Source organism: Xanthomonas sp. DAR33341, assembly GCF_003992815.1.
Lineage (GTDB): Bacteria > Pseudomonadota > Gammaproteobacteria > Xanthomonadales > Xanthomonadaceae > Xanthomonas > Xanthomonas cissicola.
In genome coordinates, this window is sequence record NZ_QEYV01000035.1 from 1 (window position 1) to 12764 (window position 12764).

Genomic DNA, 12764 nt, shown 5'->3' on the forward strand with positions numbered 1-12764 from the left:
CCGGGCTGGCCGCCGAACCGGACGAGGACGTCAGCACCACGGTATCTTTCGCCGTCGCGCTATCGCCACGCTGCACGACACCCGTGGTGCCGCTGACGACGCTTTCATTGAGCGCCGTCAGATTCTTGTCCACCGCACCGAATGCGGTGTCTACACTCTTGTAGGCAGACTTCTGGATCGTATAGGACGGCGTAGTGCCGGCAGCGACATCTGCCCCACCGCCCAGGTAGCTGTCGACGCGCTGCTGCTGGGTATACAGCTGCCCACCCGTGATCGCATCGGTCGAGCCGGAGTCCACGCTGCCCACCGCAAGGTTGGACAGCTTCTGCGCCGCTCCCGGCTTGGCCGCCGAACCAGACGAGGACGTCAGCACCACGGTATCTTTCGCCGTCGCGCTATCGCCACGCTGCACGACACCCGTGGTGCCGCTGACGACATCTGCAAGGCCACTATTGACGCTTGTAAGGCCACTGTTGACGCTCGTGAGCTGGCTATCCACCGCACCGAGCGCGGCGCCTGCATCAAGGGCAACATCCAATCGCAGGGAAATCTGATCAATCAAGCTAGGCGGCCTCAAGAATCAATATCCACACTCAGCCATAGCCCAATCTCGCTTCGCCTGGATGCAAGCCGACTTTGATCGGCAAGCCAAGATGGCACTCTTGGAGCGTGAGCCAGACAGCCATTGCTACGTCAGGAATCTTAAAGAGCCTCTCAATCGCTTCACATGGGCGCTCGCCCAAATGCACCCCCTGACCCTCCCCAGGAGTTCCGGAGGCTCCGAATTCTTGAGAAGGATGGAGCCATGAGCAGAGCAGACAAATTTTCTCCCGAGGTCCGGGAGCGGTCGGTGAAGATGGTGATGGAGCACCAGGGCGAATACGCGTCGCAGTGGTCTGCGATCGTCTCGGTGTCGGCCAAGGCAGGTCCTGTTAAGCCTTGACCCTCAGCTCATCCTGGAAAATTGGAGCCCTCATGTCCAGACCTGCCTGCCTGATGTTCGCCTCGTTGCTTGTCGCCGGCTGCGCGGTAGATTTGCCGGAACAGGCTGCAACGCCACCCAGCGCCGTGCAGCCGGCCGGCCTGGAGCGCACGGAGATCGACCCTTCTACGCTGCAAACCTTGCACCGCGTTCTGCAGCAGGCGTCCAGGCATCGCGGCCTGAGCGTTGGGCATTTGATCAAGGTGATCTCGGCGGAATTTCTCGGCACGCCGTATCAGGCCAATATGCTGCAGGGCTCGGCCACCACGCCGGAGAAGCTGATCATCGACTTCAGGGGCCTGGACTGCTTTACCTATCTGGATTATGTCGAAGCGGCACGGCACGCCTATTCGCAGCAGGATTTTGTCGATCGCTTGATCCTCACCCGCTACGTCCACGGCGTCGTCGGCTTTACTTCTCGCAAGCATTTCTTTTCGGACTGGGTCGCACGCCCCTACCAACTCGCCGACGACATCACTGCGACGCTAAGCCCCAGGGCGGTGAGTGTGGAAAAGGACCTGAACCTGAAAGCCGACGGCAGCCTCTACCTGCCCGGGCTGCCGGTGGTGCAGCGGACCATCGCCTACATCCCCGCTGCCGATGTGGATCGCACTGTAATCCAGAAGCTGCGTAGCGGCGACTATGTCGGCAGGTACTCGCCGTCGGCCGGACTGGACGTCAGCCATGTCGGCATCTTCCTCCAGACCGACCATGGCCAGGTGTTACGCAATGCCTCGTCGCGACTGAAGAACGAGAAGGTGGTGGATTCGCCGTTCATGGACTACGTGGCGCATACGGTCGGCATCGTGGTCTACCGGCCCAAGCCGTGACAGTGGTCGGCAAGGCGTCACGCGCGGGCAGCGGTGACGCGTCGCGAAAGCCCTCCTGCGCGGGACGGCAACGCGGATTCGCGTGACCGACGTGCGCGACTAAGGCAGCCAGTGGCGGTCTCTAATCCTACTGTGTTATCACCAGGTCATCCTGCAAGCAATCTCCCCCCACGGCCGGGTCGTCAGCGCCGCAGTCAGCAACGAAGCGCGTTTCTCCGCTTATTTCGATGAACTCCTCCGCTGCGCTCGGTCATGCTGACCACACGGCAGGCCTGCGACGCTATTGCAGTGGGTTGATGCTGCCTTTGGAGCGCAAGAGTGTCGAGCCCCCCCCCCCTGGCTGCTCATCGGATCTGCTTCGAACCAGGGCTCGCCATCAAGCCTTGCATCACTTCGTGGCCAAATCATAGTGGTCCGATGCGGCCATATTGACGCGGGTTCGTCAGTGCGCCTCCTCGCGGCTGAATTTGGAAGACCAGGTGTACTGGATCGTGGATGACACGGGCTTTCGCAGGAAGGGCAGGCATTCGGTAGACGTGGCCCGACAGTACTACAGCGAGATCGGCAAGCAGTACAATTGCCAGGTGTACGCGAGCGTATCGTTGGCGACGCTGGCAGCGAGCATTCCGATCGCTTTCAGGTTGTATCTGCCTGAAGACTGGGCCAGCGATGCAGCACGCCGGGAATAAGCTGGAATTCCCCACGAGGTTGAGTTCACGACGCAACCGCAGATCATACGGGCGCAGATGAAAGCAGCCCATACCACGAGAGTGGCGCGCGGTACTGTGTTGGCCGATGCGGCCTATAGCAGCAATACGGCATGGAGTGACGCACTGGCTTGCTTGGAGCTGAACTATGCAGCGAAAATTGTGTCGAGCGTGGACGTCTGGCTGCCCGGACAGACGCCCGAATCGCCGGCGGCGTGGAAAGGCAAGGACCAACCTCCTGTTCGCCATCGTCGTAGAGCCGACCGTCAGCCACAGTCGGTGCAAGCGCTGGTGCTGTCGTTATCCACGCGCGCGTCCGGAACAGTCGCGCGGCTGGCAGGCAACAACGCACCGTCGTCGGGACGTTTCGCCGCCGTGCGCGTATGTGCAGCACAAGGCGATCGCTTGCGCCAGGAGGAATGGCTGTTGATCGAATGCCCCAAAGGCAAAGACAGACCAACCCGATACGTTCTGTCCAACCTGCCGGCGAACACACCGCGCAAGGATCTGGTAAGGACGGTCAAGACTCGCTGGCGGATTGCACCCGATTATCAGGATCTGAAACAGGAACTTTTCCTGGATCAGTACGAGGGCCGTGGCTGGCGGGGCCTCCATCATCACGCAACGTTATGCATCGCTGCTTATGGGCACCTAGTTGCCAAGCGCTTGCGCGTGGCGCATCAAAAAATCCCTCGGAATGCTCGGAATCTACCTTACCCGAGAATAACCGACCGCGCGGCAAGGCCATCGCGCGCCCTGCGCCGCGTAAGCGACTCGATCGCGGCGCGGCGCTGGACAATCGCCACGAAAATCGCAGCGGCGCCACTTGATGGGATGCCTCCGCATCTGCAGATTCAATGAAACAGTAAGACCAAGGATACGCCCCAAAAAAAAAGGGCAACCGCACCGGTACGTCGTGCAGCATCTACTGGTGACGGCCAAACGCCACGATGGCGCGCAGCACCACTGGGCTTGACTATTGCAGGCATCCAACTGGAGCATAGGCGCAAGGCGGCGATTCATAAGCGCATACAATAACAAACCATTAAGGCATATTGGACTCAGGCCAACACCTCACAATTTGGAACTTACTCATCATGAATAGAATTACGGTTGGGATTGCCGACGACCACCCGATTATGCTGATTGGAGTGACCAGCGTACTGAAGAGCCAGCCAGATCTGGAAGTTGCCTTCCAGTGCGATGAGATCGGAAAGCTGCTCCATCACGTTGCGGAAGAGTCAACTGACGTGCTGCTATGCGATTTCGAATTTGAAAGCGACCCTCAAGCCGACGGACTGCACCTGTTGCAACGTTTGCGTCGCATGGCGCCGGCCATGCGCTTACTTGTACTCAGCGCACATTGCTCACCCGTGACCGTATCGGCAGCACTAGAGCTTGGCGCGGCAGGCTTCATCGGAAAGAGTCGCGCAGACTTTAGTAATCTGGCCAATGCGGTGCGCAGCGTCGCTGCCGGGAGGATATATCTTCCAAGCAACCTTAGCTCAACGCTGCTGGCCGCGCGCTATCACAAGAGTGGAACTTCCGGTATCAATAAGTTATCGCCAAAGGAAATTTCGGTTGCACGGATGACATCGAACGGTCTGACTATTGCCGAGATTGCTGCACGCCTGAATCGCAGCCCGAAAACTATCAGTAACCAAAAGGTTGCGGCGATGAAAAAGCTTGGCGCCAAAAACGACGTGGAACTGGCGGCGCTGCTACAGGAGCTTAAACTATAACTCATGCTCCCCGACCTGCTTGCCTACATCATCCAGTAATTTGCTGCAGCTTGTCACGAACATGGTCCAATCCCTATCGGGATGCAGATGCTGCAGGCGATCTGCATGGCTCGCCAGACCGTCGAAACCAAGCGCCATCAGTGCACCTTGCAAGCGGTGGAGATGCCTGCGGAGAACACTCCAGTTCAGTACGTCGAGTGCCTCTTCAATTTTCACCCGTTCCTCCTCCCATCCCGCAAGAAATGTCTTGCGCATCAGCGCGTCGAGCTCAGGCACGAAAATATCATTTGACTCTGAGGAAAATTTCGATTTCTTTCGCATTTCCGCGAGACAAAGAATGCGACGCAGATCGCTGAGCTGCACCGGCTTTTGTAGCTGATCGGGGAAGCACTCTAGGCCCGCTTGCATTTCTGCCGCTACAGATGCAGAAGTTGCCACAACAAATGGCTCTGGTTCAAATTGGCCGAGAATGCGGAATAGTTCGACACCATCCAGATGGGGCATTCCAAGATCCGTTATCACCAAATCTGCGCGGCGCTCCCGCCACAATTTCAGCGCCTCCTGACCATCCACCGCGACTCTCACATCGTGGCAGCCCAAAGCTGCCAACTGATGCTCAATAAGAACTCTATTGACCGGATCATCCTCTGCTACAAGGATTGCCATCTGGAAGTCCTGATTCAATTCATCCCGGGGTTCTTCACCACTCCCTACATCTATCTCGCGACCGATTAGGGTGAGTAACGCCTGAAGGAAACTCTCTCGGCTGAGCGATGTCACTTCCACAAACCGTTCACTGCGGTGCGGACTCAACGGGCCATGTACGCCCAGCTTCACCGTCCCAAATGGAGCGGCTCCCATTTCAGGCGCATCCACTTCAGCGAGTACGCGCAAATCTACCGGCTCCTTGCTGGAGACGTCACACACCTTCACCAACGCGCCCCAGTACTTCAATCGATCGGTGAGCGCGTCTCCCCAGGCAGGGATCGCGCAGCACACCTGAACGCTGAGCCCGTTCAATGGCATTCCATTATTGGATACTTCTCCACCAGGAATGCACTTGAACGGAAGCTCTACAGTGAACAGACTTCCCACACCCGGCTCGCTGTGCACAGTGACCTCACCACCCATCAGTTGACTGAGTTTACGACACAGGAACAAGCCTAAGCCCGTGCCTCCATAGCGACGGCTGACGCTGTCGTCGACTTGAGTAAGTGGATCAAAGATAGCGGCCTGCATGGCTACAGGAATACCGATTCCAGTATCACTAACTTCGAAACGCACCCAAATCAGATCACCATCCTGTCTTACGAAGCGTGATGCAATAGTAATGACACCGCGCTCGGTGAACTTCGAAGCATTACCAAGCAAGTTCTGCAACACCTGACCAAGACGCTGCGCATCCCCTTCGATAGTCACATCCAAGAGCGGATCGGTGATGCAATAGAACTGAACGCCTGCTTGCGTGATTGCAGCCGCGAGACTACGCGCACAATTCTCAACAATATCGTTTGGACTCATGGCGACAGGGCTGATCTGCAGGGCGTTGGCTTCCAGTTTCGCCTGATCGAGAAGATCGTTGACTAATCCAAGCAGCGAATCGAAAGAGCGCCTGATCATCATCACCCACTCCCGCTGTTGATTATCCAGCGAACCAATGGATAGTAGCTCAAGGCAACCCATTGCACCATGCAGTGGCGTACGAATCTCATGACTGGCAATGGCTAAGAACATGGACTTGGCCCGATTCGCGTCGTCCGCATTGCGCCGCGCTTCGATCAACACATTCTCACTAGCCTTTTGCTGACTCATATCAACCATACAGATAATAGTGACACCCCTACCTTCAAGACTTGCAGTAGAAGACGCAACACCAAAGCAACTTGACTCGCCACCGCAGACATCCCAGCTCACCTCAACAAGCGGGCGACCTTCACTAGAATCTGTATCCAGCACAGAAGTAACGTGCATGTAAAAAAAGATCCCATTATCGCCCTCGCCCAACGCTAGCATGCGCCTTGCGACCGAATTCTCCAAAACCACTTCGTTGGAACCCGGCGCATACACTCCAACTCCGATTGGCAATATATCCACTATTGCTTTTCCGAAGTTATGCGCCTCAATGAGGCTCTCCGCGCTATCCAGAAGAGACTTCGTCATGCGGCGATCCACGTACACTACACATATCCACATAGAGATCAAAACCAACGCAACAAATAGCGAGCCGATAATAAGATCGCCCTGCAGGCTATTTATTATATCGCGCCAACCATACGCATACACCGCTATCCACTCCGGCCCAGCAACGCGCTGGCTGATGATGAATATTCCATTGGAATAATGCATGGCCGACCAACCATGCGCTCGCACCAGCCTTTCTCTATCGCGATGAATATGCCTCAGCAGATACTGCTGCTCCTTCGATAGCGACGCATTACCAAGATTGCGACGCCCATCCTGACTAAACAGAAAGAATCCGGAACGACGAGCACTCGATTTGAGAAGAGATTGACTAAGCTGTCGATCAGGCAACACCAGTGATAGGGTTAATATTCTTTGGCTGTTCCTATAGAGCGGCACGACGACCCTGGATGCCAGTCCACGATCATCGCGACCATCCGCAGGGCGCCAGATGGGCCGCTGCTCACGCACCATCTTTTCAGTCATGCCAGCCATAATCGACTCTGCCATTCCGATCCGCCGATGCACATAGAGGCGAGAATCCTCTCGGCGGATCCTCGCCATCAGCTCTTCAGGCAACGGGGGCGAGGAGGCAAAGAAGCCGGCGTCCGGTGAATACAGGTAACTGTGTAGCGTCAGGCCAACCTTGTTGGCGTCGATGGAGGACAGAACCGACACATCACGCAGTGCACGCAGACTCATTGTCAGACGGGCGCGCTCGCGAGTATCAACGAGCTGACTGATCAATGTGAATGGTGTGACTGTGGCATCCGTGCTTGTTACCATCACCCCGCCGCTGCGTGACAGCTCAGCGGCGTATCGCTGAGCAGGCACAGAGTCGTTATTCCGCAAGTTCCACGCCCCCTCATAAGTATCCGCGAACTGCAGAAGCCGCGCAGAAAACTTATCAACGCTCCTTTGAATCTCTTCCTTATCTGCGGAGAATCGAGATACCTGACGTTCGTGGTAGTGACCTACACTTTCCTTGAATAATAAAAGTGCCGCTCCCAGGAGCGCAAGCGTAAGCGCACCCATCGCACGATAGAGAATACGCCGATGGTGCAATCCTGCTTTGGCTAGCAGCTGCCTAGGCATGCAAGACTCCCGATAACTCTGTAGATTTACGAATCCAGGCGAGCATATCATTCAGAAATGGGAAGCCGTGCTTCTGGAGCAGTTTTTAGGCATCGGCCCATGGGGAATTCAGCAACCCCTGATCCGCATTGAAGACGAGATGCTTAATAATCAATTCTATTGAAGCCACCCCTTTTCCTCACCACTAAACCAATACCGTCAGGAGTAGTATAAATTGCTTCGATTCGACCATATCCTCATTGCATCCAGCAGCGAACAGCAAACCCGCCATATCAGGGAAACGCTACACAACCTCGGCACGTGCTCAGTCGTCGTGGCCAACTCGGGATCGAGCCTGAAGACGGCACTTAGCTATACAAGATACGATCTTTTAATCATATCAACCCAGCTTCTTGACGTAGCGCCAACACAGCTCTTGGACATGATCGCAGAGACGAACTTTGCAGGTAATATCCTCTTTGTCGGCATTTTAGAGAAAAAAGTACAAGACTCGATTCGCAAATACTGCCGCGAACGAACTGGGCGCCGCATCGGAATGGAGTTCTCTTATGATCCAGTCCAGGCCTTCGAAATAGCTGACCTGATGCTACAGACGAGTCACGACTCTTCTGAAGTTAATAACAGTAACTTTTCGGCACCAAACGAACTGAGCGACCTTCTCGCGCATCGTGCTAGCGACATAGCCATCAGATACCAGCCATATCGTTTCGCAGATTCGGGTTTACTTGCTGGCGCCGAGATGAAGATGAAGTGGCCATACCCATTACTCAGCGACATGGGGCGGAGGGATAAAGACTTTTTAAAAATTTTGGAAGATCATGATCTCGACACTAGAATGATCAACATCATGCTCAGTTCAGCTGCCGGCATCATGCAAGAGATCGAAGGTTATGGCGCATTCCAGCTGATTATCAACATTGCCAGCAGACGCATTACGTCGCTTGAATGGGCTGACAGCCTCATAGAACGCATTCAGCAAGATGGCATCTCCTGCAGGCAGATCGCATTCAAGATCGACGTTTCAGCTCATGACGAACAAAGGACCATGGAAGCTGCGGTGGCGCATTGGCGCGCCAATGGCATCGACTGCATCGTCGATAAACTTTGCACACCACATGATTTATTGAACCTTGCAAAATCCGCGCCGTTCAGCGCTATTACGATTGGCTCATTGATTACAAAGCGTGCACGCAATCTCAAGACGACACACGTCATGCTCGATAACCTGATCTCTCTTGCCCATACCCTGGGGCTGCAAGTCATCGCCCAAGGAATCGACACTCAGGAAGACCTAGTACGCATGCGTAGTATGCAGTGCGATTATCTGCAGGGCTCATCTGTAGGCGAGACTCTAAAGCCCGCAGAAATAGTGGCACTTGCCAGAAGTCAGTACATCCGCCTCTTCAGTCAACACCAAGTTGCATAGCCTCAGCCGCCTGACCATGATCCTGTGTCGCCAGGCGTGGGACTTGCGGCAGATCACTATCGCTTCGGCCTGCTCGCCCGCCCACAACAGCCGACCGCCAACCGCGATCTTCTGCAGCAACGACGATATGGCCGCCGCCGCGGTCGCCGTTGCGCACGGATTGGGGTTACGCGTGTCCGAGGACGTCTCGGTGGCCGGGTTCGACGACACGCCGGTGGCCACTACCATCTGGCCTGAACTCACCACCGTGCATCAACCAGTGGCCGCAATGGGGCGTGCGGAGGTTTCTCTGCTGGCCGATGCGATCCGCCAGCGGCGCAAGGGCGAGTCGATGACCGGCGTGCACCAGGTCATGAAATACACCGTGGTCAAGCGCGGCTCCACGGCAGCGCCGCCACAAGGGTGAGTGCCTGACGCCCCTGAGCGATGGGCTGGCGCCGGCTGTTCATGCGTATAGGCCAGAGGGGAACAGCCCTCCGGAAGATCTGCTGCAGCGTGGTCGCCATGTGCAGGCAGTGTGTTGCGCTAGCTGTGTACGACATCGACCCGTGCCACACCCAGCAAGCCCGCCAGCGGCACCTGTGCCTGGCGCTGCCGCGGATTGGCGACCAGCTTCTGATCGCGCAGGATGTCCAGCAAGCGCTCTGCCAGGGGCATCACCATGTGCCTGCCCCAGCAGCGCTCCGACGCGTGACCGAACGGCAGATAGCCGGGGACATCGTCAGGATCCAGCTGTTCCCAACGCTCAGGACGAAAGTCATCGGGCGATTCCCATAATGCAGGATCGCGGTGGCTCAACAATGGCAGCACCAACACGTCGTCCTGCACCCCGATGCGGCTGTCGAGCTGCGGATACTCCGGTGAAGCCGTGCGCAAGATGTTCCAGGACGGCGGCAACAGACGCAGCGATTCGTAGACGATGTTCCGGCTGGAACTTCCAGGATCGAAGGGCGGTCCCAGCCACAGCGCATTGGCAACGAGCGTGGAAATGGTGAAGCACACCGGCGCAGCAGTTCGTCGATACAAGCCCATCGCGAAGCGGCGCGCATCATAGCCATCTGCAGCGGCGGTCAAGGTGGCAAGTGCCGATGCATTGGCCTGCACCTTCAGTGGTGTCGTTGCACCTGCGGCGATGACGGCCCAGGTCAGCTTGGGTGTCAGTTCCAGTGTGCGGTCCATCAACAGGCGTAACCGCAGCGGGTCGCCGCCCAGCAGCAGATCGACGCAAGTACACATGCCCCGCATGCGGCCACGCGCCTGCCAGATCCACGCCTGCCGCAACGGGGCGTTTCAACGCCTCGCGGACATCACGCCCGATGGCTTGCATCAGTTTGGAGGCATGCGTGCGGGCAATGGATCTTCCCTGAAGCGGTTTGAAGGTCGGTCGCTCCGCTTCGGTCGCAGGACGCGCATCGAGCAATCGATGCGTCAGCAGAGGACCGGCAATCCCGACGGTATCTCCATCCAGCCGAAACACTTCCTTGCCCAGGTGTTCGCGCAGGAGAGCAAGCAGGCGCGGTGCGAACACCGTGGTCCTGCCTAATTCGGCGGCACTGGATACAGACATGCGCATCGCTCGGGTTCGGTAACGCCCGCGTCCGGCAGCACACTGACCTCGCGCGGGCGGGCATTGCCAACATCACACTGGGCGCAAGGCGGTGTCGGCCGCCCTGCTCAGCGAGTCAGTACCAGATGTACCAGGAGTAGGACTTCAGGCTCTTCTTGGAAGCGAGCAGGTTTTTGAGCGAGAACAGCATCTTCATGAGCGACATCCTGTTTGGGGAGTGGTTTGCCCGAGTGGGCGTTCGCACAATCGACAGCGGATCCTGCGAGCGGAAACGGTCGCGCCCGCCACACCACCCTACGCCCGGCACTTAGTGAAGACAATTGGCGAACATTGCGTACGCGCACACATTCGTCAGATGGCAGAAGCCAGATCACAACAACCCTCGGTTTGACATCCACAACTTCGCACCACAGACAAACGGACATGGCGGCCAGACGGCCGCCATGGTTTCAATCGGGATACGTTCACGACAGCGATGACTCGGTATCAGCAGCTGCCATCCATTTCCGGTGGGCACCGGCAGACCGATGCCCACCCGGCCGCATCACCTATTGGGCTTGGCACGCACGACAGCGGACGGGGCACTCGCTCCGGCCGCGCTGTTTGCGGTCACCACATAGTCGTAGTCGGCGCCGTTGCTGACCGACCGATCGACATACGACGCCGCGCCGACGGTGGACCCCACCGTGGTGAACGCTCCGGCTCCGCCGGCACGCCGCTGCACCGTGTAGCTGGTCGCTCCGGCCACTGGCGACCAGCTCAGCTTGACCCGGCTGTCGCCGACGGTGGCGGTGAGACCCCGCGTTGCACTGGGTGCCGCGACCGGTGCGGCGGTGGCGACCGTGGTGCTGGCGGTTGCGATGACCGGATACGCGTTGTTCACCAACTCGACGAACTGGTTGTGGAACCAGGCGCCGGAGATCGGCGCGCCGGGGAAGGAGCCGGACAACACCCCATCGGCGGTCGTGTAGGTGGGATCGCACATCCGGTCGAAGCCCTTGCCCTCATTGTCTGGAATGAGAGAGCTGGAGCCGTCGGATTCGCCCGGCGGCTTGACCCAGGCATACGCATCCAGATGCGGGCCAGGTGCGGCCGTCGGCAGCTCGCCGATGCCCGCGCCCTTCTGATTGCACCAGTTACCGCGGTGCAGACGGCGATCGATGCGGCCGGAACTGACGTAACTGGTGATGTCGTTACCGAAGGCGCCGCTCGGGCGATTCGGCCCGCCCCAACCATTACGGCCGGTATCGACGATGAAACCGATGGAGCTGGGCCAGCCCGCGCTGACGAACCCGTTGTACAGAGCCTGGGTAAAATCGGTCTCGTCGAAATACGGATTCCACTCGTAATACTTCGACGATTTGATCGGTTGCCCGTTGATGCTCAATTCGGGGTTGGGCAGATTCGGCTCGTTCAACGGCGTGGTATTGGCGGTATTGGTGACGAACCCATCCACACTTGCAAGGCCCGCGGTTGTACCGCGCACCACCCTGGTGTAGAGCGAAATCGACGGGCCACGATTGCTATCCCAGCCCAGCCAGCCGGAATGGCCGATATCCAGGTAGTTGTAGGTGTTCGGGATGGCATGCAGCTTGTTGATGGCGTACTTGATGCCTTCTTCGTAAATGCCGGTGGAATTGGCCAACGCGCAGCGCATATCGTTCAAATTGGTGACCAGATTGGGAAGACTGTCCGGCTCGATCACGTTGACGATGCGAATATCCTTGTATTTCGGATCGGCGAATATCGCGGCGATCACATCGATGTATTCCTTCTTGTAACGCTCCAGCGCTGCCGGGGTCAGCGGCAATTCGCCATTGGATGCCAGCGCGTGGCAGTCGCGGCCCGGCAGGTTGTAAATCACGAAGCTGGCCGTGATCGGCGTATTCGGCTTCTTCTGTGCCAGTGCGGCATCCAGATGCCCTCTCAAACCCAGCCGTCCGGCGTTCTGCGAGCCTCCGCCGATCGCAGCGATGCGGTCCAGCCACACCGCGGTGGGGTAGGTCTTCACCACGCCCATCTTTGCCTTCAGCGGAAGGCCCTTGACCTTCGCGATCGATGCATCGACCTTCTTGGCGTAATCGGGATTGACATACCCGCTGGCGCCAACGAACGGATTGTCGACATGGGCTTGCGCGCCCACCGCCCCGATCAAGAACGGGTTCACTGCCAATAGCGAGAGCGCCAGCGAGCGCTTGAGATTCCGACGAATGCCTTTCCTGGTCATGACTTTC

The 12764-nt window shown here is 57.6% G+C and carries 6 protein-coding genes and 5 pseudogenes; 6 read left to right on the plus strand and 5 right to left on the minus strand.

Going from position 1 to position 12764, the window contains the following annotated elements; genetic code table 11:
• Positions 1 to 538, minus strand: a pseudogene (locus EO156_RS17770) (hypothetical protein); the annotation flags it as partial.
• Positions 539 to 805: 267 nt separating this feature from the next.
• Here EO156_RS17770 and EO156_RS24050 point away from each other — a divergent pair.
• The 4 genes and pseudogenes from EO156_RS24050 to EO156_RS17785 form a co-directional block, all read left to right on the plus strand.
• Positions 806 to 928 (plus strand): annotated as a pseudogene (locus EO156_RS24050) (IS3 family transposase); the annotation flags it as partial.
• A gap of 47 nt (positions 929 to 975) precedes the next feature.
• A complete protein-coding gene (locus EO156_RS17775) occupies positions 976 to 1812 on the plus strand; it encodes a DUF1460 domain-containing protein (protein ID WP_026007231.1) in 837 nt (278 codons plus the stop codon).
• A 160-nt stretch (positions 1813 to 1972) separates the two neighbouring features.
• Positions 1973 to 3277, plus strand: a pseudogene (locus EO156_RS17780) (IS701 family transposase); the annotation flags it as partial.
• Positions 3278 to 3616: 339 nt separating this feature from the next.
• Positions 3617 to 4261 (plus strand): response regulator transcription factor, encoded by a 645-nt coding sequence (locus tag EO156_RS17785; RefSeq protein WP_033482981.1) that lies wholly within the window; start codon positions 3617 to 3619, stop codon positions 4259 to 4261.
• Here EO156_RS17785 and EO156_RS17790 read toward each other — a convergent pair.
• Positions 4256 to 7537, minus strand: a complete 3282-nt coding sequence (locus EO156_RS17790) for a hybrid sensor histidine kinase/response regulator (protein ID WP_070076983.1) — start codon at positions 7535 to 7537, stop codon at positions 4256 to 4258. The genes EO156_RS17785 and EO156_RS17790 overlap by 6 nt on opposite strands.
• 214 nt (positions 7538 to 7751) lie before the next feature.
• Here EO156_RS17790 and EO156_RS17795 point away from each other — a divergent pair, with 214 nt between their 5' ends.
• Positions 7752 to 8963, plus strand: coding sequence for an EAL domain-containing protein (locus EO156_RS17795; protein ID WP_016851138.1), 1212 nt, complete (start codon positions 7752 to 7754; stop codon positions 8961 to 8963).
• Between the two features lie 94 nt (positions 8964 to 9057).
• Positions 9058 to 9369 (plus strand): annotated as a pseudogene (locus EO156_RS17800) (substrate-binding domain-containing protein); the annotation flags it as partial.
• A 314-nt stretch (positions 9370 to 9683) separates the two neighbouring features.
• Here the strand turns inward: EO156_RS17800 and EO156_RS17805 are convergent.
• From EO156_RS17805 to EO156_RS17810, 3 genes and pseudogenes are all read right to left on the minus strand, one after another.
• Positions 9684 to 10530, minus strand: a pseudogene (locus EO156_RS17805) (cytochrome P450); the annotation flags it as partial.
• Positions 10531 to 10645: 115 nt separating this feature from the next.
• Entirely contained in the window at positions 10646 to 10735 is a 90-nt protein-coding gene (locus tag EO156_RS24450; protein ID WP_016851134.1) for a tryptorubin family RiPP precursor, read from the minus strand.
• 339 nt (positions 10736 to 11074) lie between these two features.
• On the minus strand, positions 11075 to 12757 hold the full coding sequence (locus EO156_RS17810; RefSeq protein WP_016851133.1) for a glycoside hydrolase family 6 protein: 1683 nt from the start codon (positions 12755 to 12757) through the stop codon (positions 11075 to 11077).
• Positions 12758 to 12764: the final 7 nt, after the last annotated feature.